This is a genomic window from Streptomyces sp. NPDC059696 (genome assembly GCF_042733745.1).
GTDB lineage: Bacteria > Actinomycetota > Actinomycetes > Streptomycetales > Streptomycetaceae > Streptomyces.
This window is the reverse complement of the sequence record NZ_JBHWFG010000001.1, coordinates 287,024-309,825: the sequence shown is the minus strand read 5'-3', so window position 1 is coordinate 309,825 and position 22,802 is coordinate 287,024. Positions and strand designations below refer to the sequence as shown.

25 protein-coding genes are annotated in these 22,802 nt (G+C 70.2%); 16 read left to right on the top strand and 9 right to left on the bottom strand.

The features are described from left to right. Positions 1–78 precede the first annotated feature (78 nt). The 4 genes from ACFV20_RS01435 to ACFV20_RS01420 form a co-directional block, all read right to left on the bottom strand. Positions 79–1,587, bottom strand: a complete 1,509-nt coding sequence (locus tag ACFV20_RS01435) for an FAD-dependent oxidoreductase (protein ID WP_385651275.1) — start codon at positions 1,585–1,587, stop codon at positions 79–81. A gap of 62 nt (positions 1,588–1,649) precedes the next feature. Next, entirely contained in the window at positions 1,650–2,366 is a 717-nt protein-coding gene (locus ACFV20_RS01430) for a class I SAM-dependent methyltransferase (RefSeq protein ID WP_385651045.1), read from the bottom strand. Continuing rightward, entirely contained in the window at positions 2,363–3,643 is a 1,281-nt protein-coding gene (locus tag ACFV20_RS01425) for a lycopene cyclase family protein (RefSeq protein WP_385651042.1), read from the bottom strand. The genes ACFV20_RS01430 and ACFV20_RS01425 overlap by 4 nt, the downstream gene beginning before the upstream one ends. 229 nt (positions 3,644–3,872) lie before the next feature. After that, positions 3,873–5,252, bottom strand: a complete 1,380-nt coding sequence (locus ACFV20_RS01420) for a MerR family transcriptional regulator (protein ID WP_385651040.1) — start codon at positions 5,250–5,252, stop codon at positions 3,873–3,875. Between the two features lie 161 nt (positions 5,253–5,413). On the opposite strand from ACFV20_RS01420, the gene ACFV20_RS01415 reads away from it, so the two are divergent. The 14 genes from ACFV20_RS01415 to ACFV20_RS01350 all read left to right on the top strand — a co-directional run bounded on the left by ACFV20_RS01415 (position 5,414) and on the right by ACFV20_RS01350 (position 15,480). After that, entirely contained in the window at positions 5,414–6,019 is a 606-nt protein-coding gene (locus ACFV20_RS01415; RefSeq protein ID WP_385651036.1) for a sigma-70 family RNA polymerase sigma factor, read from the top strand. Between the two features lie 96 nt (positions 6,020–6,115). Beyond that, positions 6,116–6,943 carry a DUF4397 domain-containing protein gene (locus tag ACFV20_RS01410; RefSeq protein ID WP_385651034.1) on the top strand — a complete coding sequence of 276 codons (828 nt, stop codon included), beginning with the start codon at positions 6,116–6,118 and terminating at the stop codon, positions 6,941–6,943. Between the two features lie 184 nt (positions 6,944–7,127). Next, complete coding sequence (locus ACFV20_RS01405; protein ID WP_385651033.1) at positions 7,128–7,700, top strand: class F sortase; 573 nt, start codon at positions 7,128–7,130, stop codon at positions 7,698–7,700. Then, a complete protein-coding gene (locus tag ACFV20_RS01400; protein WP_385651031.1) occupies positions 7,688–7,975 on the top strand; it encodes a hypothetical protein in 288 nt (95 codons plus the stop codon). Before ACFV20_RS01405 ends, ACFV20_RS01400 begins: the two co-directional genes overlap by 13 nt. Before the next feature lie 184 nt (positions 7,976–8,159). Further along, positions 8,160–8,744: a sigma-70 family RNA polymerase sigma factor gene (locus ACFV20_RS01395; protein ID WP_385651028.1), complete on the top strand. Its 585-nt coding sequence runs from the start codon at positions 8,160–8,162 to the stop codon at positions 8,742–8,744. Positions 8,745–8,767: 23 nt separating this feature from the next. Next, entirely contained in the window at positions 8,768–9,496 is a 729-nt protein-coding gene (locus ACFV20_RS01390; RefSeq protein ID WP_385651272.1) for an anti-sigma factor domain-containing protein, read from the top strand. Between the two features lie 258 nt (positions 9,497–9,754). After that, the gene (locus ACFV20_RS01385) at positions 9,755–11,356 is read left to right on the top strand and encodes a sulfite oxidase (RefSeq protein WP_385651026.1); all 1,602 of its coding nucleotides are present in this window, start codon (positions 9,755–9,757) and stop codon (positions 11,354–11,356) included. A 67-nt stretch (positions 11,357–11,423) separates the two neighbouring features. After that, positions 11,424–12,083, top strand: coding sequence for a fasciclin domain-containing protein (locus ACFV20_RS01380; RefSeq protein WP_385651023.1), 660 nt, complete (start codon positions 11,424–11,426; stop codon positions 12,081–12,083). A 323-nt stretch (positions 12,084–12,406) separates the two neighbouring features. Continuing rightward, a complete protein-coding gene (locus tag ACFV20_RS01375) occupies positions 12,407–13,351 on the top strand; it encodes a YihY/virulence factor BrkB family protein (RefSeq protein ID WP_385651270.1) in 945 nt (314 codons plus the stop codon). 202 nt (positions 13,352–13,553) lie between these two features. Then, positions 13,554–13,823 (top strand): type II toxin-antitoxin system Phd/YefM family antitoxin, encoded by a 270-nt coding sequence (locus ACFV20_RS01370; protein ID WP_385651020.1) that lies wholly within the window; start codon positions 13,554–13,556, stop codon positions 13,821–13,823. Then, positions 13,816–14,079: a type II toxin-antitoxin system RelE/ParE family toxin gene (locus tag ACFV20_RS01365; RefSeq protein ID WP_385651017.1), complete on the top strand. Its 264-nt coding sequence runs from the start codon at positions 13,816–13,818 to the stop codon at positions 14,077–14,079. Before ACFV20_RS01370 ends, ACFV20_RS01365 begins: the two co-directional genes overlap by 8 nt. Positions 14,080–14,411: 332 nt before the next feature. Next, positions 14,412–14,687, top strand: a complete 276-nt coding sequence (locus ACFV20_RS01360; RefSeq protein ID WP_385651014.1) for a hypothetical protein — start codon at positions 14,412–14,414, stop codon at positions 14,685–14,687. Then, complete coding sequence (locus ACFV20_RS01355; RefSeq protein WP_385651012.1) at positions 14,684–15,091, top strand: PIN domain-containing protein; 408 nt, start codon at positions 14,684–14,686, stop codon at positions 15,089–15,091. The genes ACFV20_RS01360 and ACFV20_RS01355 overlap by 4 nt, the downstream gene beginning before the upstream one ends. A 107-nt stretch (positions 15,092–15,198) precedes the next feature. Continuing rightward, entirely contained in the window at positions 15,199–15,480 is a 282-nt protein-coding gene (locus ACFV20_RS01350) for a hypothetical protein (RefSeq protein WP_385651010.1), read from the top strand. A 141-nt stretch (positions 15,481–15,621) separates the two neighbouring features. Here ACFV20_RS01350 and ACFV20_RS01345 read toward each other — a convergent pair whose 3' ends face one another. Further along, entirely contained in the window at positions 15,622–15,858 is a 237-nt protein-coding gene (locus ACFV20_RS01345) for a helix-turn-helix domain-containing protein (RefSeq protein WP_385651008.1), read from the bottom strand. A gap of 14 nt (positions 15,859–15,872) precedes the next feature. Beyond that, positions 15,873–16,202: a multiprotein-bridging factor 1 family protein gene (locus ACFV20_RS01340; protein WP_385651005.1), complete on the bottom strand. Its 330-nt coding sequence runs from the start codon at positions 16,200–16,202 to the stop codon at positions 15,873–15,875. Positions 16,203–16,225: 23 nt separating this feature from the next. Between ACFV20_RS01340 and ACFV20_RS01335 the strand changes: the two genes are divergently transcribed. Further along, on the top strand, positions 16,226–16,585 hold the full coding sequence (locus ACFV20_RS01335) for a hypothetical protein (RefSeq protein ID WP_385651002.1): 360 nt from the start codon (positions 16,226–16,228) through the stop codon (positions 16,583–16,585). Beyond that, positions 16,582–16,737: a hypothetical protein gene (locus ACFV20_RS01330; RefSeq protein WP_385650999.1), complete on the top strand. Its 156-nt coding sequence runs from the start codon at positions 16,582–16,584 to the stop codon at positions 16,735–16,737. Before ACFV20_RS01335 ends, ACFV20_RS01330 begins: the two co-directional genes overlap by 4 nt. A 330-nt stretch (positions 16,738–17,067) precedes the next feature. Here the strand turns inward: ACFV20_RS01330 and ACFV20_RS01325 are convergent, their stop codons facing one another. Genes ACFV20_RS01325 through ACFV20_RS01315 form a run of 3 tightly spaced genes read right to left on the bottom strand, consistent with a single transcriptional unit; the run spans position 17,068 to position 22,751 of the window. Further along, complete coding sequence (locus tag ACFV20_RS01325; protein ID WP_385650997.1) at positions 17,068–18,096, bottom strand: hypothetical protein; 1,029 nt, start codon at positions 18,094–18,096, stop codon at positions 17,068–17,070. Next, positions 18,093–19,376, bottom strand: coding sequence for a CHAT domain-containing protein (locus tag ACFV20_RS01320; protein ID WP_385650995.1), 1,284 nt, complete (start codon positions 19,374–19,376; stop codon positions 18,093–18,095). Before ACFV20_RS01320 ends, ACFV20_RS01325 begins: the two co-directional genes overlap by 4 nt. Before the next feature lie 3 nt (positions 19,377–19,379). Further along, the gene (locus ACFV20_RS01315) at positions 19,380–22,751 is read right to left on the bottom strand and encodes a type I restriction endonuclease subunit R (RefSeq protein WP_385650992.1); all 3,372 of its coding nucleotides are present in this window, start codon (positions 22,749–22,751) and stop codon (positions 19,380–19,382) included. Between the last annotated feature and the right edge of the window lie 51 nt (positions 22,752–22,802).

Sequence of the window (22,802 nt, the reverse complement as noted above, 5' to 3'; positions counted from 1 at the left end):
CCCGTGCCCGACGAGCCCTTCCCACAGGCCCGTGCCCGACGAGCCCTTCCCGCAGGCCCTGTGGGAGCCGCTCGCCGATCACCGGCGCGCCGGCCGCTCCGCGAGGGCCCCGAGGGCACGCAGCAGCCGTGAGCGGCCCGACCGCGGCACGGTCCACAGCACCTGGCCGCGCACGCCCCACTCGGCGAGCAGGGCGTTGGACGCCAGGAAGCCCGTGGTGGCGGCGCGTTCCATCAGGGCCACGGGCAGGTCGCAGCGCAGCCCGTCGCCGGCCAGCGTCAGCCACGGGTGCGGGGTGCGTACGGTGGGACGCCGGTGGTGGGTGCCGACCGGGAAGAGCGGGCAGTCCGACCGCCACTCGTGCCGGGCGTCCACGACGCGCGCCCGCCCGGTCTCCGGGTACACCCGCCGCAACTGCCCGAGCAGAGCGGCCTGCACGCTCTCCCGGTCCGCGCCGGGGGTGACGGCGTAGGCGTGCAGCTCCACCACGGAACCGTCGTGCTTCGCGGCCCAGCGGGCGGCCTCGCCCTCGTAGCGTTCCAGGACGCTGATGTTGTCCAGGCCGTCGTAGCCGCTGGTGCCGAGGAAGCCGGGGCGGTCGGCGCGGACCGGCCGGTCGAGCCAGAGCCGTGAGACGAGGAACGGCGGGGCGGTGCGCAGGGCGGCGATGCCGTCGCGCCAGGGAGCGGTGCCGAGGCCGGGTGAGGCAGCGACGACCTGCCGCAGCCCCGCGGTGTCGAGCGCGAGCACCACGGCGTCGTACCGGTCGCCGCCGGTGCCGGTGCGCACCTCTGCTCCGCCCGGGCCCGTGGGCTCCACGCCGTGGACGGGGGTGCCGGTACGCAGGGTCACGCCCAGGCGTCGGAGGTAGTCGGCGAGCGGCTCCCACAGGGCCTGCGGGAAGGGCTCGTCGGGCACGTCGAAGAGCAGCCCTTCCGAGGAGCCGAGGAAGTAGATGTGGAACATCAGCATCAGTTCGGCGGCGGACAGTTCGCGCGGGTCGGCGAAGAAGCTGCGCGAGAACACCTCGAAGGCCAGGTGGTGCGCGGCCTCGGGGAAGCGGACGCGTTCCAGGAACGCGGTCGCGCTCATCCCGTCGAAGCGCGTGTACACCTCGGGCACGCGCACGTCCGTCAGCGGCAGCGCGGCCCGCGCGTCCAGGGCGGTGAGGTCGCGCCAGCCGAAGGTGGGGCTGAGCGCGACGAAGCCGAGGGCGCTCAGGGGCGGGGTGCGCGGGACGCGGGCGAAGCTGTCGGTGAGTCCGCCGCTGTGCCGCAGCGGGTAGTCGGGCAGCGGGGTGAGGCGGGCGAGGGCGGGGTCGGTGCGCCGCAGCAGGCCGCGCAGGTTGTAGTACTGGCGGAAGAAGGCGTGGAAGCCGCGGCTCATGGTCGCCTCGGTGCCGTCGGCCAGCCGGGTGGTGTGCCCGGCGAGACGGCCGCCGAGGGCGTCCTCGCGTTCGTAGAGGGTGACCCGGGCGCCGCGTTCGGCCAGCCCGGTGGCCGCGGCCAGTCCGGCGATGCCGCCGCCGACCACGGCGACGGACGACGCGTCCCCGGGCGTGACCCGGTCCCGGCCCGGCGCGGGCATGAGGACCTCGGCCTTGCGGTCCCGGCCGCGGCGGGCGGCGGGGCGGGGGCTCGTCGGGCTGCTCACCGGCCGGCCTCCCCCGCCGCCGCGACGAACGTGTGCGTGATGCCGGTCTGCCACCCGGCCAGGGGGAGGGCGCGCGCCCCGGTGAATCCGGCCCGGGTCAGCCGTCCGGTGAAGGCGGCGGCGGTGTCGAAGTCGAGGACGCTGTGCCACAGGTGCCGGTACAGGGCGCGGTCGCCGGTGAGGGTGCCCGCGGGGATGATCACGCCCTGGCACACGGCCGTCCACAGCGCCCGGTGCGCGGGCGAGCCGCCGAGGCTGTACTCGTGGACGGCGAGCCGCCCGCCCGGCCGCAGCAGTGCGCGCACACTGCCGAGGACGCCGTCCGGGTCGGAGACGTTGCGGAACAGGTAGGCGGCGAAGACCGCGTCGAAGGGCCCCTCGTCGGCCGCCGCGAGTTCCTCGGCGCTCAGGTGCAGGAAGCGCACGGTGTCGGGCCACGGCTTGGCCAGCGCCCGCCGCAGCATGCCCGGGGAGGCGTCCACCGCGGTGATCCGCGCCCGGGGCGCGGCCCGCAGCAGGGCCCGGGTGGAGGCGCCGGTGCCGCAGCCCAGGTCGAGCAGGTGCAGACCCGCCCCGTCCCGCGGGAGCCGCAGCCGGCGGGCCGAGCGCAGCAGGTCGGCGCGGTAGCCCGGGTTGAGGCCGGTGAGGCGGTCGTAGGTGCGGGACGCGTGGTCGAAGGCGCGTGCCAGGTCGCGGTCGCGCAGCAAGGTCATCGGGGGCTCTCTCCGGTTCCTGGGGCGGGGTGGGTACGGCGGGGCAGGAAGGGCACTTCGAGCGCGGTGCGCAGCATCGGGCCCACCGGGGTGCGCAGTCCGATGCCCCACTCCTCCCGGAGCGTGGTGGCGCCGTCGAGGAAGCGCAGCAGGCGGGGCGCGGGGGTGTGGCGGAAGAGGCCGGTGAAGAAGGCCGGGCCGTCGATCCGCCCGGTGTCCAGGGCCCGCAGCAGCACGGCGTCCATGGCGAGCGCCCGCCGGCCGTGCGGTGCGGGCACGGTGACGCGCCCCTCCCGCAGGGCCGCGGCGACGGCCCGGCTGTGCCGCTGCACGGCCGCGAAGGTGTAGCCGGTGGCGGGGCGGGTGGCGCCGCCGGCCGTGCCGATGCGGAAGACGGCCGTGCCGGTGCGCCGGGGGAAGCGGGCGTCGGTCATGGGGATGACGCCCTGCTCGGCCGACTCCACCGCGAACTCGCCCAGGCGCAGCACCTCGCGGGCGTAGTGGCCGAGGGCGGTCTCGTACGCCGCCGTCGTCAGCGGGCTCCGGGAGAACTCGGTGTACTCGACGAGCGCCCGGTCCGGTGCCAGGGGCAGGACGTAACCGAAGGCGAGGCCGTGGCGCGGCTGGGGCACCCGGAAGTCCATGAGGTCGGCGACCTCGGGGTCGAACCGGTCGCCGGCGGTGCGCACGAACCAGCCGCGGAAGTGCTGCAGCAGTTGCGTACGGGCCGGGGGCAGGGCACGCAGGGGCCGTGAGTCGAACACGTGGCGGGCGCGCAGGATCGGGGCCCGTCCGTCGGGTGCGGTGCAGCGGACCTCGGCGCCTCCGGGTACGTCCCGCACCGTGTCCGCGGTCGCGCGCAACAGCCGCCCGCCGAGGGAGCGCTCCAGTCGCGCGTGCACCAGCCGCTCGAACGCGGTGGAACGGACCATGCGGTAGCGGAAGGGCGCCGGATCGACGGTGAGGGGGCTGCCGTCCCGGCCGTGCACGCGCAGCAGGGGCCAGGAGGCGGTGACCGCTTCACCGAAGCCGGCCCCGCCCTCGCTGTGGCCGTCGCCTTGGTCCCCGCCTTGGTCCCAGCCTTGGTCCCCGCCTTGGTCCCCGCCTTGGTCCCAGTAGCACCAGGTGCGTTCCGCCGGGCGGGCGGGGCCGTCGGGCGGCTCGACCACGGTGACGGTCGCGCCGTCGGTTTCGAGCAGCCGGTACGCGAGGCTGAGACCGGCGGCGCCGCCCCCGAGGATCACCACGTCCGACGTGTCGACGGGCCCCGGGCTCACCGGGCCCACCACGCGCCGCTCATCTCCGCACCCCGCTCCGGCCGCCGTGCTGACTGTGCATGTTCGTTCCGTGTGGCTCGCACCTGGTGCGGTCCGTCCGCTCACCGCACCTGGTTCGGTCTGTTCGCTCACCGCACCCGGTGCGGTCCGTCCGTTCAACCGCACCTGGTTCGGTCCGTCCGTTCACCGCTTCTCGCCGGAGGGGCGGTTCGGATGCAGCCGGCCGGGGCTAGCGCGAGACGACCGACTCCAGCACCGCGACGGCCTCGGCCAGTCCCGTCGGGCGGGGCAGTCCGGGGACGGTCCGGCCGCTCCAGCCGGGCCCTATCGTCAGCACGACCGGCTTGCGGCGGGCGCCCCGCACCCCCCATTCCATCGCGGCGACGTGCTGGGCCAGCGGCCGGCTGGCCGTCGTACGGGACTGCGCCCACAGCCCCACCGCCGCGGGCCCCGTTCTGCGGACGGCCGTGACGAGGGACTCCACGGGCAGGGCGCCGCCGAACATGCGCACCGGCAGGCCGCGTTCGGCCAGTGCCGCCGACAGCACCTCCAGGGGCAGCGTGTGATTCTCCCCCGGCACACAGGCGAGCACGACGGTCGCGCCCGGGCGGTCGGCGGCCGCGGGCGGGGCACCTCGCCGCAGCGCGCCGGAGACGTGCCAGGACAGGAAGTGCTCGACCTCGATGTACTTCTCCCCGGAGTTCTCCCACTTGCGGCCGACCGCCTGAAGCGTCGGCATGATCACCTCCGTCCAGGCGGCGACCAGGCCGTGCTCGGCTATCGCGGTCGCCAGCAGGTCGTCGAGCGCGGAGGCGTCGAGGCGCAGAGCGGCACGGGCGATGCCTTTGCATTCCTGACGCACGTCACCGAGACGCAGCCCACTGCCGGCCCGGCTGCGGCGGGCAGGGGCGGACGGTCGCGGTCGCGAGGCCTGACCGGCGGTCGGCAGGTCCTGGGCCGCCCCATCGGGGGCCGCGTCCGGGGCCGCATCCATGAGGGCCTCACGGGACGCCGGGTCGGCCCGACCGCCCGGACGCCTCGGCCGCGCCGCCGGTATCGCCCCTCCGGCCGGGTACGCCGCGCCCGCCCTGCCTGCCGTGTCCGCCGCGCTCGTCCCGCCTGCCGTGTCCGCCGCGCTCGCCCCGCCTGCCGTGTCCGCCGCGCTCGCCCCGCCTGCCGTGTCCGCCGCACCCGCCCCGCCTGCCGTGTCCGCCGTATCCGTCCGCCGTGCTGCCCGCGTGGCCCCGCCTGCCGCCTCCGCCCGTTGCGTCGTTTCGGTGAGTACCGCGCGGGCCGCCTCGGCGGGCGGTATCCCGGTCGCCGTCAGGGCGCACATCCGCTCCAGCCGCGCCACGTCCGACGGGGTCCACCGCCGGTGCCGGCCGCCGGTGTGCCCGTCGGGTCCGAGACCGTAGCGGCGGTCCCACGTACGGACCGTGGTGGGCGCCACCCCCAGCCTCCTGGCCACCTCGCCGGTGGTCAGACCGCCCCCGGCCCCGCCCCCGGCCCGGGCCGCGCCACCCCCCGGCGGTTTCCCTCCCGGCGCTCCTCCGCCGAGCGGCGCGCCTTCGCGTCCGCGGCGTTCGCTGTCCCGTTCGTGTGCACCCATACCTCCGACTGTACGACGCACAAACGACGCATGTTGAGGCGCGTCGTTTGTGCACCGAACACTGGCCTGGAGCGCATGGTCGCGGCTCACGCAGCGCGACCGGTGCGGTTCGGCAGACGGCCTTCCGTCCCCGCGCGACGCACTGCAGGAGGAACCAGGCCATGATCACGAACACGCGACTCACCGCCCCCGCCGCCCCCACGGAGGAGACGCGGTACGAGGAGGAGCTGGCCCGGGGCCTCGTCGCCGCCGACGAGGAGGCGTTCGCCGCGATCTACCGGCGCTGGGGCGCGCTCGTCCACACCATGGCCACCCGCATGCTCGGCGACACCTATGAGGCGGAGGACGTGACGCAGCAGGTCTTCCTCGGCGCCTGGCACGGCAGGGCCGGGTTCCGCCCCGAGCGGGGCCCGCTCGGCGCCTGGCTGGTCGGCATCACGCGCCGCAAGATCGTCGACGCGCTGGCGGCCCGCACACGGCGCCTGACCCTCATCGACTCGGCCGCCCGCGACGCGGACACCGCCGGGCCCGACGAGGCGGCACCGGACCGCGTCCTGGACCGGGTGCTGATGGTCGACGCCCTGGCACGGCTGCCGCGTCATCAGCGGGAGGTGCTGTGCATGGCCTTCTACGAGGACCTGACCCAGGCGCAGATCGCGCAGCGGACCGGGATGCCCCTGGGGACCGTCAAGAGCCATGCCCGCCGCGGCCTGCACCGGCTGCGCACGGTGATCGAGCAGCCCCCGGTCCCCGGCACGGAACTGTAGCGACGCCGCCGCACGCGCATCCGCGACGGCCCCCGCACCCGAAACAGGACCGAGACTCCGCACCGTACGGAGGCTCCGTTCGAAGGGATGATTCCCATGACCCACCGCACCCGCCTCGTCATCGCCGCCTCGGCCGGAGCCTGCGCCCTGGCCCTCGGCGTTTCCGCACCCGCCCTGGCCGAACAGCAGGACCAGGCCATGGTGTCCGTCTTCCACGGCATCCCCGGCATGACCGTGGACGTGTACGCCAACGGCGACGAACTGGTCGGCGACTTCAAGCCCGGCACGGTGACGGACCCGAAGTCCCTCGACGCCGGCACCTATGACATCAAGATCTTCGAAGCGGGCCAGGGCCCTGACGGAACTCCGGCCCTGGAGAAGAAGATCGAGGTGCCCGAGGGCGCGAACGCCACGGTCGCCGCCCACCTGTCCGCCGACGGCAAACCGGAGTTGACGGCCTTCACCAACGACGTCTCCCAGGTGCAGGCGGGCAAGTCCCGTCTGACGGTTCGCCATGTCGCGGCAGCCCCGGCCGTCGACGTCCGGGCCGGCGGACAGCCCGTCTTCACCGATCTGACCAACCCGAAGGAGGACACCGCCGAGGTCGACGCGGGCACCCTGAACACCGATGTGGTGCTCGCCGGGACGAACACCGTGGCCATCGGCCCGGCCGACCTGAAGCTCGCCGAAGGCACGAGCAACGTCGTCTACGCCTGGGGCAGCGCCGACGACAAGAACCTGGCCCTGGCGACGCAGACCTTCAGCGGCATGGAGTCGTCACCGCACGGCGTGCCCGCCGGTGGCAGCGGAGCCGCGGTCGCGGCGAACTCCTCCGACCTGGGCCCGGCCTGGGCCGCCGGGGCCGGAGTGGTCGCGCTGACCGGCGTGCTGGCGGCCCGCCGTCTCGCTCGTCGGCGTGGGTGACGGCTCACGACGGCTGACGGGACCGATCATGGCGGCTGCCGCTCTGGCAGCCGTCCTCGGTTTTCCGGCCACGCCGTCGGACCCGGCCGCACCACCACCCGACTTCGCGGCAGCGCCGCCCCGTAGCGGGGACGCCGCGCGGGAACACGGGAACACCGCGACGCCCGAACACGGGAACCCCACGATGCCCGAACGCGGGAACACCGCGACGCCCGAAGGCGGGAACACCACGACGTCGCAGCGTGGGGGTGCGGCCTCCCCGCGGGAGACAGCACCACCCGGCACCGAGCAGGGCCCACCGCCCCGTCGTGTGCTCGTCCCCCGCGTCGGTCTCGACGCCCGGGTCAGCCCGGTGGGCGTGACGAAGCAGCGGGATGTGTCCGTCCCCGACGACCCGTCCGTGGCCGGGTGGTACCGCTACGGCCCCGCCCCGGGCAGCACCGCGGGTTCGTCCGTGCTCGTCGGGCACGTCGACACCGACACCGGCGCTCTCGGCGAGTTCCGGGCGCTCTACGGCGTGCGGCGCGGAGACAGGGTCGAGGTGCGTCGCGCGGAGGGCGAGCCGGTCTCCTATCGCGTCGTCTCGCGCGTCACCGTACCGAAGGACGAGCTGCCCCCCTCCACGTTCCGCCGCAGCGGCGCCCCGGTTCTGACCCTGGTCACCTGCGCGCCCCCGTTCCTCCCCGAGCGCGGCGGCTACCAGTCCAACCTCGTCGTCACGGCGGAGCCGGTCGGGAGGACGCAGTGGCCCACGTAGAGTCCGCGCACCTGCTGGAGCTGGCCCTGGGCAACGCCGGGCCGGGCGACGACGACGCCGAGGCCCTGCGTCACGTCCAGCACTGCGAGCGCTGCCGCGACGAACTCACCATGCTGACCCGCCTGGTGACGGCCGCACGCACCGCGAAGACGGTGGATCTGCCCATCACGCCCCCCGAACACGTCTGGCTCCGCATCACCCGGGAGATCTCCCGGGAGCGGGGCACTCCCCCACAGCGGGACCATCCGTCGGACGACTCCGGGACCGGCCGGTGAGCGCCGGGTCCTCCGAAGGCACCCGCCCGCCGAAGCGGAGGCCCCGCCCCGCACAACGGCCAGGCCGTCACCTTGCCAACGAAGATCCTTCCGGGCGCCGTACCGTTTCCTCGGCTTCGGGACCAATCCGCCGCCACGCCTGGATCGGATTACGGCCAAATAGGTCGCACCAGCGGAGGCCCCTGTGAAAGAAGCCGTGTTCATCGGCGAGAACCCTGCGCGGAAGCCGGATCTCGAAGAGCTGGTGAGCCGCGTGGCTCTGGGGGACGAGGACGCGTTCGCCTCCGTCTACGACGCCGTCGCCGGCTCCGTCCTGGGGGTCGCGCGTGCCGTACTGCGCGATCAGGCACAGTCGGAGGAGGTGGCCCAGGAGGTGCTGGTGGAGGTGTGGCGGACCGCCCCCCGTTACCGGCCGGACCGCGGGACGGCGGTCAACTGGATCCTCACGCTGGCACACCGCCGCGCGGTGGACCGGGTCCGCTCCGTGGAAGCCGCGGCCGCCCGTGACCACAAGGCCGCGCTGCTGGACCGGACACCCGAGTTCGACGAGGTGACCGAGCAGGTCGAGGCCAGGCTGGAGCGGGAACAGGTACGGCGGTGCCTGCGCACGCTGACCGACATCCAGCGCCAGGCTGTCACGCTGGCCTACTACCGCGGGCTGACCTACAGCCAGGTGGCCGACGCGCTCACCCTCCCGCTGGGGACGGCCAAGACCCGTCTGCGGGACGGACTCATCCGCCTGCGCGACTGCCTGGGGGTGACCGCGTGACCACCAGCGCCGATCCGCACCGTATGACGGGGGCCTACGCCCTGCACGCGTTGTCCGGCGACGAGCTCGTGACGTTCGAGCGTCACCTGGCGGGCTGCGAACCGTGTGCGCAGGAGACCGCCGAGCTGTCGGCCGCGGCGGCCCGGCTGGGACTGGCCGCCACCGTGAGGCCTCCGGCGGCTCTGCGCGAGAAGGTGCTGCACCGCGTCTCGTCCGTCCGGCAGGTGCCGCCGGGTGGTTGGACGGCGATCCCCGCGGGGCGCGCCTCGCTGCGGGCCCGGCTCGTGTCCCGGTGGGCCCTGGCCACGTGCCTCGCCGCGGCTGCCGCGCTCGGGGGTACGACCGTCTGGCAGCACCAGCGCGCCGAGGACGCCCTGCGTGAGGCGCGCAGGGCACGGAGCGGCACCGAGGCGATCGCGTCCGTCCTGACCTCGCCGGACGCCAGGACGCGCACCGCCGCACTGGGCGGCGGCGCCACCGGCACGGTCGTGGTCTCCCGGAACCGGGACAAGGCCGTGTTCCTCGCTTCCGGGATGGCCCGTCCCGCGGCGGGCAAGGTCTACCAGCTGTGGTTCGACGACGAGGGCACCATGCGCTCCGCCGGCCTGATGGACCCGGGTCGCACCGACCAGGCCGTTCTCCTGCAAGGCGCTGTCGACGGGGCCTCCGGCATGGGGGTCACCCTGGAGCCGTCCGGTGGCTCGGAGAAGCCGACCTCCCCACCGGTCGCCCTGCTGGGCCTGCCCGCCTGAGAGGGCCGCGGCGAGGCGTGGACCGCACATCGTGACGCAAGACCTGTCGCACCCTGAAGTCAGCCGGCCCCTTTCGGGCCGGCTGTTTCATTGTGGTCCGTGGCCGATTCCCTCATTGGTGTCGGCGATTCCTCTGATTCCGTAGTCGGCCATTCTTCTGATCCGTAGCCGAAGAGCGGACGGATGGGTGTCGACGGCCATATTCATCCGATCGAAGTAACGACCAATCCGTCCCCGGTCCGGAACCGGATTCCCCACGTGACCGATGACGACGAGACACCAAGAGAGCCGGCCCGCCCGCTCCGCCCGTTCGCGGGGGCCCTCGCCGGTCTGGTGAGCGGATGCAGCGCGATCGCCGTGGCCGAACTGGTGTCGGCGGCGCTCCGTCCGCAGGCGGGCCCGTTGATCGCTGTGGGCGGCGCGACGATCGACCGCACCCCGACCGCCGTAAAGGACTGGGCGGTACGGAATTTCGGCACCGACGACAAGCTTGTTCTTCAGCTCGGAATTCTGGCGGTACTCGCGCTTTTCGCGGTGGCGCTGGGAATTGCGGTATTGCGGTTCCGGCGCGCCGGGGCGGCCGGTGTGCTGGCGTTCGGCGCGGTCGGGGCGGCGGCGGCCGCCACCCGTCCCGACACGAGGGGCTTCAGCGACACGCTCCCGTCCCTCGTGGGTGCCTGCACCGGGGCGGTCCTGCTGTACGTACTGGCGGGCCGTCTGGAACGGCGCCGTCCGGCCACGCCCGGAACGGCCGACGAACCGGTCGCCGACTGGGACCGGCGTGGTTTCGTCGCCGCGGCGTCCGCCGCCGCCCTGGCCTCCGCGGGAGCCGGCGCCCTGGGCCGGTCCCTGAACGGTTCAAGCGGCCGCAGCGCGGTGGCCTCCCGTGACCGGCTGGTCCTGCCCGCGCCCGCATCTCCCGCGCCCGCCGTTCCCCGGGGTGCCGCGCTGCGGGTTCCCGGCGCCGTCCCCTTCACCACCCCCAACAGCTCGTTCTACCGCGTGGACACCGCGCTGGTGGTACCCGAGGTGGACGCCACCACCTGGCGGCTGCGCATCCATGGCAAGGGTGTCGCCCGCCCGCTCACCCTCTCCTTCGACGACCTGCTGCGACGCGAGCTGGTCGAACGCGACATCACGCTCACCTGCGTCTCCAACGAGGTCGGCGGCCCCTACGTGGGCAACGCCCGCTGGACCGGCGTACGCCTGGCGGAGTTGCTGGCCGAGTCGGGGGTGCGGCCTCCCTCGAAGGGTGGACCGGCTGATCAGCTGGTGGCCCGGTCCGTGGACGGCATGACGATCGGAAGCCCGGTCGAGGACGTCATGGACGGCCGCGACGCCCTCCTCGCCCTCGGAATGAACGGCGAACCGCTGCCCTTCGACCACGGCTTCCCGGTCCGCATGGTCGTGCCCGGCCTCTACGGTTTCGTCTCGGCCTGCAAGTGGATCAAAGACATCGAACTCACCACCTTCGACGCCTACGACCCCTACTGGGTCAGGCACGGCTGGGCGCGGAGGGCGCCGGTCAAGACCCAGTCGCGCATAGACACCCCCAAGCCCTTCGCCCGGCCGAGGGCGGGCACCGTCATGGTCGCCGGCGTCGCCTGGGCCCAGCACCGGGGCATCGACAAGGTCGAGGTCCGCGTCGACGACGGTCCCTGGCAGCAGGCCCGCCTCGCCGCCGAGGACAGCCGCGACACCTGGCGCCAGTGGTCCTACGCCTGGCAGGCGGCGAAGGGCAATCACACCCTCAGCGTGCGCGCCACCGACCGCACCGGCCGGGTGCAGACGCAGCAACGCACCCGCACGGTCCCCGACGGCGCCGACGGATGGCACTCCGTCGTCGTCACCGTCGAGTGATCCGGGACCACCTTTCCCCCGAGCCAGCGCGGCACCCTGCCGCGCCGACACCCATAGGAGAAACAGCATGAACACCCGTATCCGCCGTACCACCGTCACGCTGACCGCCGCGGTTCTGCTGCCCCTGGCACTGAGCGCCTGCTCCAGCGACGGCGGTGACTCCTCCGCCACGTCCGACTCGTCCCCGAAGGCATCGGCCTCGGCGCCCGGGAACAGCGGCGACATGGGCGGGGCCGGGAGCAGCGCGGACCAGCCCTTCGGCGCGGCCTGTTCGGCGGTGCCCAAGAGCGGTGCCGGTTCCTTCGAGGGCATGGCCCAGGACCCGGTCGCCACGGCCGCCTCCCACAACCCGGCCCTGTCCACGCTGGTCAGCGCGGTGAAGAAGGCCGGTCTGGTGGACACCCTCAACAACGCCCAGGACATCACCGTGTTCGCGCCCACCGATGACGCCTTCGCCAAGATCCCGAAGGCCACTTTGGACAAGGTCCTCAACGACAAGGCCCAGCTGACGAAGATCCTCACGTACCACGTCGTCGGCCAGAAGCTCACGCCCGAGGACCTGCGGAACGGCTCCTTCCCCACCTTGGAGAAGTCGAAGATCACCACCTCCGGCTCGGGTGAGTCCTACACCGTCAACGACGACTCCGAGGTCGTCTGCGGCAACGTCAAGACCGCGAACGCCAACGTCTACATCGTCGACACGGTACTGATGCCGCCTGCTTCCTGACGGCACAGCACGGGGCCGGGACCGCTGCGGTCCCGGCCTCTCTCGTGCCTCGGGACTTACACCGGACCTCCACGTCACCGCGGATCCAGGCGGGAGGCGGGAGGTGGAAGGGTGTGACCGCGCCCTTCCCGGGGATGATCTCGGGGACGGCTCCGGCGTACGCCGGCCACTTCGGCGGCTTCGGCGCGTTCCTGTCGGCGGGAGCGCTCGGCGTCCTCGACCGGGCGGCGGGCCGTCGGCTCGAGGGCGGTGGCAGCGCCCGGCCGCCGATCACACCCACCCTCGAAGCCCTCGAAGCCCGCAAGGAAGACGAAGGACGCCGCATGTCCGCTGACCCGTGCCCCGGCGGCACCCGCCCCGCCGTCCGCGCCCGGCCGCCCGCCGCCTGGTGGCCGGCGCTGCGGCGCACACCGGTGTCGCTGTGGAACGACGACATCTCGGACTTCGCGGCGGCCCTGACGTACTACGCCATCCTCTCCGTGCTGCCCGCGCTGCTGGTGATGGTGCTGGCGTTCGGCCGGTTCAGCCCGGGCACCGCGCAGGAGTTCGTCAGCCATGTCACCGCCTACGCGCCCGCCGAGTCGGCGGGCGCCCTGCACGCCGCGCTCTCCCGGATGCTGGGCGCGGAACGCGGCGCGTGGCCGCTGCTGGTGGCCGGTACCGCGAGCGCGTTGTGGTCCGCCTCCAGCTACCTGGCCGTTTTCCGCCGTGCCCTGCACCGCATGCACCGGGTCGAGGACCAGCGGTCACCCTGGCGCCGGGCCCATCGCATCGTGCTCACCGCGCTGATCCTGCTGCTTCTGCTGGTGACCGGTTCCCTCGCCCTGCTGCTGACCGGGCCGCTGGCCGAGGACCTGGGCCGGGCCCTGGCCCTCGACTCCACGGCGGCCTGGGGCTGGAGTGTGCTGCGCTGGCCGCTGCTGCTGTGCCTGGTGGCGCTGCTGGTCGTCGTCGTCTTCCACACCGGTCCACCCGACGCCCGCCGGAGTGCCCTGAGTCTGCCCGGCGGTGTCCTGGCGGCCGTGCTGTGGCTGGCCGTCTCCACCGGTTTCGCGCTGTACGCCTCCACCCTGAGCGCGTACAGCCGGCTCTACGGCTCCCTCGCCGGCGTCGTCGTCTTCCTGATCTGGCTGTGGCTGTCCAACCTCGCGCTGCTCACCGGCGCGCAGTTCGCCGCCGAGCTGGGCAAGGACACGCCCGCTCTCCCCACCGGGGGCGGCCCGACACAAGCGGTCGGCGTCCAGCAAGGTCACGGCAAAGGGGCCTGACCCGAAGCGTCAGACCCCTCTCACCCTGCTGGTCCGCCGGAGCGTTCAGGGGACGCTCAGTCAACCGGTCACACGTTGATCCGGAATCTTCAGCACAGCACTGCGACCTGCGGAAATGTGGTTTCGACAGCCCCCATCCAGCACCGATCCAGCACGAAGCAAAGCGTTGTGTACACATGGGCCACTCGGTACGCTTGGGCGCATGACGCAGCCGCTGCCCATAGAGTCCATCCGCGATGTGCGTGCCCACCTGGCCGAGGTCGTGGAGCGCGCCGACCGCGACGACGTGCCCACAGTGATCACGCGTCGAGGCAAGGAAGTCGCCGCCGTCGTCTCCATCGAGGTACTGCGCAAGTACCAGGAGTGGGAAGAGCGCGAGATCAACCGGATCATCGACGAGCGCATGGCCAACCGCGCGCCTGGCATCCCGATCGAGGACGTCATGAGGGAGACGCTGGCACGCGGTGAGTGAGTACCGAACCGTCTTCCGCCCCGAGGCACAGGCCGAGCTTCGGAAGATCCCCCGCGACATGGCGCTGCGCATCCTGGCCAAGCTGACCGAGTTGGAGACCGACCCCCTCGGCTTCAACACCACCGCACTCGTATCCCAGCCCGAACGGCGCCGCCTGCGCGTCGGCGACTACCGCGTCGTCTACACCATCGACAACGGAGAACTGGTGGTTTGGGTCGTTCACGTAGGACACCGGTCCACCGTTCACGACACCTGATCGCTGCTGACCACACGTCAGAATATCCAGCACCCATCCAGCGCGGTGGCGACGAAGGGGTCGGACCCGATAGAGCCCGACCCCTTCCAACCTCACGTTTGACTCAACGCATTACGTGACGTAAGTGAATGACTACACGCTGAAGCGGAACTCCACCACAACCACCCTGACCTGCGGTTATGCGGGCGCATCCCAGCACCATCCCGGCACGGGTTTCACTGCAAAGTACGAGAAGATCCAGAAGCGCCAAGACTACGCGTCAACGCCCGGCTCGGATACAGACTGAGCAGCACTCCAGACGCTGTAATAGGCTCTGTACTAGACTTGTGGCCATGAAGTCACCCCGCCCCGGCGGCACGGAGAACATCTCCGTGTCGATGCCCTCGGAACTCCTCGGTGCTCTGCGCACTCGTACAGGTAAGCGCGGCGTGTCCGCGTACGTGACGGCGGCGGTCCGGCATCAGCTCGCCATGGACGGCCTCGCCGAGATCGTGGCCGTCTACGAAGCCGAGCACGAGCCGCTGAGCGAGGCCGAGGTCCAAGCCGCGCAGCGCGAACTGTTCGGTGACGCACCGGCGCCCTACGCATCGAACGACAGCGCCGCATGAAGGAACCCGCGGCTAGGTCCCTGGCACTCGACTCCCAGGCACTGTCGTTGCTCCTGCGCAACGACCGCCAGATGATCGCCCGGATCGAGGCCGCTCGACGCGTGGGGGTGCCCGTCCTCGTGTCGGCCCTGACGGTGGTGGAGGCCGTCTACGGGAAAACGGACGCCGCTCGGCTGCACTGGGTGCTCTCCCGGCTTCAGGTCCAGGACGTCACCCAGGCGGACAGCCTCACCGCGGTGCAACTGCTGAGCGACGCCGGTGGCCTGCATGGCCACAAGTACGCCATCGACGCCCTCGTCGCCGCGATGGCGCTCCGCTCCCCGGCACCCGTCCTCGTACTGACCTCGGACCGCGACGACTGGTCGAAACTGTGTGGCGCCGGAGTACAGATCAAGGATGTCTGACCTCGGCGTTCACTCAGCTTGAATCCACCTGCTGATTGTGACTGGGTCACGACATCTGGACGACGGCCTTGCCCTTGGCGTGACCCTCTTCCAGGTAGGCAAAGGCGTTGGCGGTCTGCTCGAAGGGGGAAGACGCGGTCAGCGACGGTCTTGAGGGTGCCCTTGTCGACGAGGCCGGCCAGTACCTCGAGGTCGGCTCCGCTGAGGTGCATGAACGGGTAGCGGTAGCCGACACCCCGGCGGCGGGCCGCCCGGCGGATCTTGGCGCTCGCCGCTGCGTGGCGAAGATGCCGCAGTCGCTGGACTTCACCGAGACGGCTGGGCTCCCGCTCGCCGGACTGACGGCCTTGCAGGCGCTGCGCGACGAATTGGCGGTCAAGGGGGGCTGATGCTGCGACTTCGCTTGTCAGGATGCGAGTTGACATCAATTCGGTGTTCGTGCTCGTTCGCTGTAATTCGTGGCCGTTGCCGTCGCTACTGCCGTCAGCGCTCTGCGCCCTCCGGCGAATTCCAGGAACGCCGAAATTCCGTCAAGCGGCTTTGTCGTGCGGGGTGGGGCTGATGGTGAGGTCCGCGCCGAGGGCGTGGGTCAGGCGTCGCAGGAGAGGAAGCGTCGGCACGGTCCCGCCACCCTCGAAGCGGCAGATCTGGGGTTGCTTCATCCCACACCGCTCGGCCAGCTCTGCCTGGGATAGGTCGAGTTGGATACGACGGGCCTGGACGAGTTGTCCGAGCTCGCGCGCGAGTGCGGAAGATGGGTCCTGCATAACTCCTCCCCGGCTCAGGCTGCCGAGGCGGTGATCATGACGGTGGGCTCGTGTCCGCCGACAAGGTGCAACGTCCAGGGCGCGCGGGCCAGGCGCATGACGACCGCGATGGGCGGCGGCTCGGTGGCCGTCTCGATGCCCTCAATGTCATCGACGCTGACGTGCATTCGCTCGGCCAGGTCAGTCTCGATCAGGCCCAACTGCATGCGTCGGTCGTAGATGGCTTTGCCCAGCGTCATGGCGAGGCCTGCCTCTTCGTAGACCCGGTCGTACTCGGGGTCAGCGTCGAGGTGTTCACCCAGCATCTGACGGTGACGACGGGGCCTCCATTCGCTGTGGTTCATCGGTTCTCCTTGAGGTTGCGGCTGTGGAGGTCGGGTTCGGCTGCGGCTTCGTGCTCGGCCTCACACAAGCGCTCTGCGGCGCGGGCGCGGTCCGCTTCGGCCTCCTCGCACATCTTCGTCTTACGGAAGCCTGTCAGCAGCACGACGCGTCGGCCAGGCGCGGGGGCGTGGCCGCCCTGCACGGCCTGCAGGCCGCCGAAGAGGCCCGCGCGGAGTTCGCCGCCCGCTTAAAGCGGTCCTTCGGCGACACCCAGAACCTCCCGGTCGTCTCCCTCCCGGAGCACGGTGAGTTCACCCTGGGCCAACTGATAAGTCAACCCTGGAGTTCACGCCCAGTGTCTCCGCAGTTCGTCGGGTCGCCCAGCAGAACGGCCTTCGGTTGATAGCCAAGGCCGACGGTGAGCAGCAGACCACGATACTCACCCAGCCCTCGGTGCAGGAGACCCTGACCACCGTGGTGGCGAAGGCCGACGTCGGCGAGGGCGCGGAGTTGTACCTGAAGGTGGGCCGGAAGGTCGCACGCGTAGAACGCTGAGAACCCCTTCGGGGAGGTGTGCGCACGCCTCCCCGAACCGGTCGGCGCAGTTGTTACTCGGCCGTCGCCGCTTGAGTGGAGCGCCGAGTGAGCAAGGACCGCACGCGCTTCAGGTTCGCGATCGCGCACTAGGTGTGCTGTCCGGTGACGTTGGTGACGCGGCTGGGCCCAACGAACCCCGTAGGGTCTTTTTGAAGGGCCCGGGAGGGTCAAGGTTCAGTGAGCAGTGCCACGGTCGGCTGCGCGAGACATACCGGATGAGCGGTGGCGGAGTACACGAGTCGCGCGAAGGTGCAGCTCCTTTGGCGATGAGGACCTTGGACCGTCTCCTCAGCGCGAGTAGTCCGCGAGGGTGAGTAGCAGGTGTGCCGACTCAGCGCGCACGTGATCGGAATGGGCACCTGCCGGATTGAGGTGGCGCCCGCGAACATACACGTCGGAGGCGTCGATGTTGACGAAACGGTGGTCGAGCGCAGAGTGCGGATACCGCTCGTCCAGTGGCAACAGGGGTGTGGTGAACATGGGCGCTGGGGCCGGACCAATTCCGGAGTGTCCAATGCCGGGTTGCTGTTCGGCCCGCAGGTGCCAGAATCCCGTCGCCCGGTCGTGACGGGAGTAAGTGGCGACGACGGGGCCCCTCAGCGGAGCGCCGTCATGCGCCTTGCTGGGCAGGATGTTCGAAAAGAGCGAGAGGAATGCATCCCGGCTTGCGGCCATCTGGAATAGCAGCATGCTGTCGGCGGTGAACGGGTGGGATGGCGAGTGGTCTGTCACGCTCCAGCCGAGTGTGTCATCAAGGCGGGCATCTGCCGACCATTGGACCGCCTCGCACAGGAAGCGGCAGCCGAAGGAGTGCCCGACGAGGTGGAGGTACTGACCGTCTCGGTTGGCGAGCACGGGCGCTGCTCCAGGGTCGGCGCGCTCCGCGTCCAGATAGCCGAGGAGTCGGCCCAGGATGTGGGCGGCGTGGCCTCCTCCGTCGCGTGCGCCCATCGCGTGCGCCCGGTCCCGGATCCTGCGGTAGCCGGTGGGGGTGATCAGGCTGGAAGATGGCCAGCGCACGACGACGCACCATGGGTCGAAGCCCTTGGCCGCTAGGGCTGGATACCGGGCCGGAGCTGTCGCACGGACGCCCTGCATCAGAGCCAAGAGTCGCTCGGCGGTGCGGTAGGCGGAGTCGGGCGAGGTCTGCCAACCGTGAACATAGACGAATATGTCCGTCGCCCAGACAGGCGGGGCGAGGCGCTCCGCGAAGTAATGGCGCAGCCAGGCCTCGGGCACAGGCTCACCCGTGTCGGCGTCGAGCAGCCAGCCCGTTGCATCCAGGTCAACAACCTCCACGGTGACGACACGGCTCATGCCTCGCCTCCACGTGTCCTATCCAGACGGGCATCCATGCCGCAGTGCAGGCCGTAGGCGAAGCCCAGGGGATTTCGGTATCGGGCGGCGAAGTGCCGGGCCAACTCATGAGTGATCTGGCCAGCGGTCGCCGCCCCGCGAAGGTAGCGGGTGACGAACTCGAGCGCGTATTCGGCGGCAAACGCCTGCGGCATCGCGATTTGCGGCCCGAGCACGCCCTGCGCGCCGTGCTCGATGAGCATGCTCCCAAGGAACGCTCGGTCCGCACTCGCCGCGGAGACTCCGGTGTGGCAGGCGTTGAGTAGGACAAGCGGTCGGAAACAACCGTGCCGGTAGTTGGCCCGTAGCTCCCGTACGGTGTGGCCGTCGATGGGGGCGCCGTCGGTGAGCTTGATGACCAGGGTCGGGAGTTCGGGAGGGTTGCCGACGAACTCTCCGTGGCACCAGAAGTACATCAACTGCTCGTCCAGCTCGGGCTTCTCCAGATCGCGGACGAGTTCCTCATAGGTCGTTCGTACGGTGTAATCCGTGCCCGCCGCCAGTGCCTTCGCGACTTCATCCGCACGGGTGGCGCTGCCCACGTGGACGTCGTGGTTCAGGCTGACCGAGGGCCGTTCGTGGGCTGCTCCGGGCGGCCCGATCCACGCGTAGGCATCACTGGTGTGCTCGATCTGATGCCGATGGCCGAGGAAGCGAGTGAAAAGAACCTGCAAGGTTGCAGGCACGGTGGAATCCTCGGTGGTTGTGCACAGCAATGGCCAGGGCAGATGTAGTTCGGAGTCGAACCGTACCCGCAGCCCCTCCTGGGACAGGGCCGAACGCAGGGAGTTGCGGAATATCTTGGTCGGTTCGTCGTCACCGCGCAGCAGAGTGCTGAACAGCAGTGATTCCCCGCTTCGAGCCAGATCGGCCACTATCCGACGCAGCTCCTCCTCAGGTTCGGCACTGAGGTCCGCGGACGTTGCGTACGGGCGCCGTCGACCCTGTACAGAGCGACCCAGGTCGTCGACCGGCTGGAAGTCAACGAACTGTGTTCTCCATCGGGCACGGAGCCGGGCCGCTGCCCCATGGACCTCATCGGGCGTGGCATGCAAGTCAACCTTATGTTCGGTGCCGTGGAGTGCCGGAACGGCCGATCCTGACATCCGCGCCCTGATCCGGCCTCCGCCGAGGACGTCGAAGCTGACGAGGAGATCGGGGGCCTGCGTCGTCAGGTGCGGCAGGAAGCGGAAGCCGTCGCTGGGGTCCTGAACAATGCGGGTGGTCAATTCACGGGGCATCGGTCAGGCCCTCCCCGTGCGTGGCCGCAGCTGTCTATTCCCCGACCTACTGGGCTTCGTCTCCGTGAAGGACAGGTCGGACTCCACCTGCTGCAAGACGGTGCCTGTGTCGTGATGTACCAGGGTGAACCGGATCCGGTGTGTGCCGGGCTCCAGGGCCGTGAAGCGGAACTGCTCGGATTCGGCGTCTCCGGGGTGGTACATCATCGTGGCGGGTGCAACCTCCGCACTGCTCAACGGCACTGCCACGATGTCCAGCGGGGGCCGCTCCCCCGGGCGGGCCCATGGATGCTGGGGCTCAGCAATCAGCCTGAGTGTCACGTGTACTGGAGTCCCCACAGTGGGGTTGTCGTCCAAGAGCGTCAGATGCGCGCGGCAGCGTGGCGGTGCCGAAAGCGCCGGAGGTGCCACGTCAATATCAACCACGCTGCCGGCGACTGCATAGGGGACGACTGCATGGGAGGCGACCGCTGCTTCGTAGAAGGCATCCGCGAGGGCGACGATGATCGAGTTGATCGCTGGCCCGTCGGTGAAGAAGTAGTCGGCCATCGTGTTGTGGGCGTCTTGGTTTTCTGCGACTGCCTCCGTGACGGCGGCTTGGAAGTCCTGCGACTCCAGGAACTGCTTCTTGGAGTTCACCTTGGTTTGCTGGACCAGGTTCGGGTCGGCGAGCAGCAGTTGCAAGAGGCCCTGTACGAACTCCCTGATCTGGGAAGCAGCGAACGTTTCGGCGCCGAAGAGGTCGTTCATCTTGTCTATGACGACCTGAAGTGCGACGTACTTCGGATCCTTCTTCGCTCCCGTACCGGCGGCGCTGATGCCCTTCAGCTGCCCGTCGCCCACGAGTGAGATGTCGACCGGGATCGCCTTGTTGTGCTTGACCCCGACCAACACCACGTCGGAGAGGTCTACGTCGGCCGCCCAAGCGGACTCGGCAATCACCTTCTCCAGCAGACGCAGGAAGATCGAGAGCATCTCCATGTAGGGATCGCCGTAGTCGACGATCTGTGACATGAAGTCGTAGAGCCGTACGTAGGTGGAGACATCCTTTCGGAACAGGTCGAGCTCCTGAAGCTTTACCTGGTCTTCCTCCTCGATCGCCCGCGCGTAGCGGCGCCGGAAGTCGTGCTGCGCCGGGCTGATCGCCGCCGAGAGAGCGTTGTTGCCCTTCCGTGTCACCCACAATTCGGCGACCTTACGGACGTCGTCCTCGGTGTAGATCCCGGTCTGAGCAAGCTTGTTGGCCAGATGGACGACGACATACGGGTCGGTCTCGGTCTCCAGAGTCGCGTTCTTGAAGTACGGCTCGAAGGCCGTCTTGATGTCCTCAGGCTTGTTGGCGAAGTCGATGACGAACGTCTTACGCTTCTGCTCCCCACCAGCGGTCCGGTGGGTACGGTTGAGACGCGAGAGCGTCTGCACTGCGGTGACCCCCGACAGCTTCTTGTCGACGTACATCGCCGAGAGCAAGGGCTGGTCGAAGCCGGTCTGGAACTTGTTAGCGACCAGCATGATCTTGTACGTGTCGCCCTTGAAGGCGGCCGCCAGATCAGCACCGGCACCGGGGTTCAAATTGGCCTCGGTGAACTCGTCGTCCTTCGACGGTTGCGGACCCCAGTCGCTGTGCCAGGTCTCGTCCTCGGGCATGGTCACCCCGCCCGAAAAAGCGACCAGGGTGCGGTAGTTGTACGAGGCGTCCTCGGCGCGGCGCTTGGCGATGTACGCATCTATCGCCAGCTTGTACTTCACCGCGGACTTGCGCGAGTCGGTCACCACCATCGCCTTCGCCTTGCCTTCGAGGAGGTAGGCGACGTTGGCGTGGAAGTGCTCGACGACGATCTGCACCTTCTGGCTGACGTTCGTCGGGTGGAGCTGAACCCACCTCATCAGCCCCTTGCGGGCTGCGGCCTCCTCGACCTCTCCCCCATCACCGCTCTCGGCCCTGCCGGCGATCTTCAGCGCGGTGTCGTAGGACTGATAGCCCTTGAGCACGTCGAGGATGTAGCCCTCCTCGATCGCCTGCTTCATCGAGTACAGGTGGAACTCGCGCGGCTTCCCGTCGGGCCCCTTGCGGCCGAACAGTTCGAGGGTCTTGTTCTTCGGCGTCGCGGTGAAGGCGAAGTAGGAGATGTTCTCCGACTCGGCACGCTCGGCCATCTCCGAGGCCAGCACCGACTCCACATCGACCTCGCCGCCCTCCTCGATCTCCTTGAGCTCCTCGGCCGTCAGTACCTGCTTCAACTTCGAGGAGATCTGCCCCGACTGGGACGAGTGCGCCTCATCAGCGATCACGGCGAACCGCTTGCCCTTCAGGCCGGCGTCGGTCCGGATCTCTTCCAGCGCGTGCGGGAAGGTCTGCACCGTCACCGCGATGATGAGCTCGCCGTTCTTCAACGCCTGCGCCAGCAGCCCCGACTTCGACTTCGCGCCCGCCTTGCGGACGTCCTCGGGGCTGATCGTCGCGACAATCTTCTTGTTCCCGTCGATCTGGCGAATCGCATCCTGCAGCTGGGAGTCGAGCACGGTGCGGTCCACGACCACGATGACCGAGTCGAAGACCTTCTTGTCGTCGGCATCATGCAGTCGGGCCAGCCCGTGGGCGGTCCAGGCGATGGTGTTCGTCTTTCCTGACCCGGCCGAGTGCTCGATCAAGTACCGGTGCCCGACACCCTCCTCCTTCACTGCGGCGACGATGCTCGTGACGGCCTCCCATTGGTGGAAGCGTGGGAAGAGCATGCTCGTGCGCCGCACCGAGGTGCCGGTGGTGACGTCCCACTCCTCCTTGGTCTGCACGATCATCAGCCGCCCGATGATGTTCAGCCAGGCGTGCTTCTCCCAGACGCGTTCCCATAGGTACGTCGTCGCCGACCCGTCGTCCGCGCCGGGCGGGTTGCCGGCACCACTGTCGAAGCCGATGTTGAATGGAAGGAAGTGGGTCTTGTCTCCCTCTAGCTTCGTGGTCATGGCCGCTAGACCGTTGGAGACCGCGAAGTGCACCAGCGCCCGGTGACCGAACGACAGCAGCGGCTCCGGGCGCCCGTTCGTCAGCGGGTTGCGGTCGTGCTTGTACTGGTTGATCGCCTCGTCCAGCGACTGGGTGAAGTCGGTTTTCAGCTCCACCGTCGCCACCGGGAGCCCGTTGACGAAGAACACCAGATCGATGGTGCGCTGGTCGGCCGTCGAGAAGTGCACCTGCCGCACCACCCGGACCCGCATCGCCTCGTAATGCGACACGGTGGTCGCGTTGAGCGAGGTCTCGGGGCGGAACTGCGCCATCTTCAACCGGCCGCCACCGATGTACTGGACCCCGTTGCGCAGGATGTTCAGTGTCCCGCCGCCATGTTCCAGGGGCTTGTCCAACGCTGCGGTCAGCACGTCAAGGAACTTCGCCGGCGACCCCGCCGCCTTCAGTGCCTTCTCGTACGC

Coding starts and splice junctions, on each gene's coding strand:
- ACFV20_RS01435 (WP_385651275.1), bottom strand. CDS start 1,587: ATGCCCGCGCCGGGCCGGGACCGGGTCACGCCCGGGGACGCGTCGTCC.
- ACFV20_RS01430 (WP_385651045.1), bottom strand. CDS start 2,366: ATGACCTTGCTGCGCGACCGCGACCTGGCACGCGCCTTCGACCACGCG.
- ACFV20_RS01420 (WP_385651040.1), bottom strand. CDS start 5,252: ATGGGTGCACACGAACGGGACAGCGAACGCCGCGGACGCGAAGGCGCG.
- ACFV20_RS01415 (WP_385651036.1), top strand. CDS start 5,414: ATGATCACGAACACGCGACTCACCGCCCCCGCCGCCCCCACGGAGGAG.
- ACFV20_RS01410 (WP_385651034.1), top strand. CDS start 6,116: ATGACCCACCGCACCCGCCTCGTCATCGCCGCCTCGGCCGGAGCCTGC.
- ACFV20_RS01405 (WP_385651033.1), top strand. CDS start 7,128: ATGCCCGAACGCGGGAACACCGCGACGCCCGAAGGCGGGAACACCACG.
- ACFV20_RS01390 (WP_385651272.1), top strand. CDS start 8,768: ATGACGGGGGCCTACGCCCTGCACGCGTTGTCCGGCGACGAGCTCGTG.
- ACFV20_RS01380 (WP_385651023.1), top strand. CDS start 11,424: ATGAACACCCGTATCCGCCGTACCACCGTCACGCTGACCGCCGCGGTT.
- ACFV20_RS01375 (WP_385651270.1), top strand. CDS start 12,407: ATGTCCGCTGACCCGTGCCCCGGCGGCACCCGCCCCGCCGTCCGCGCC.
- ACFV20_RS01370 (WP_385651020.1), top strand. CDS start 13,554: ATGACGCAGCCGCTGCCCATAGAGTCCATCCGCGATGTGCGTGCCCAC.
- ACFV20_RS01360 (WP_385651014.1), top strand. CDS start 14,412: ATGAAGTCACCCCGCCCCGGCGGCACGGAGAACATCTCCGTGTCGATG.
- ACFV20_RS01355 (WP_385651012.1), top strand. CDS start 14,684: ATGAAGGAACCCGCGGCTAGGTCCCTGGCACTCGACTCCCAGGCACTG.
- ACFV20_RS01345 (WP_385651008.1), bottom strand. CDS start 15,858: ATGCAGGACCCATCTTCCGCACTCGCGCGCGAGCTCGGACAACTCGTC.
- ACFV20_RS01340 (WP_385651005.1), bottom strand. CDS start 16,202: ATGAACCACAGCGAATGGAGGCCCCGTCGTCACCGTCAGATGCTGGGT.
- ACFV20_RS01325 (WP_385650997.1), bottom strand. CDS start 18,096: ATGAGCCGTGTCGTCACCGTGGAGGTTGTTGACCTGGATGCAACGGGC.
- ACFV20_RS01320 (WP_385650995.1), bottom strand. CDS start 19,376: ATGCCCCGTGAATTGACCACCCGCATTGTTCAGGACCCCAGCGACGGC.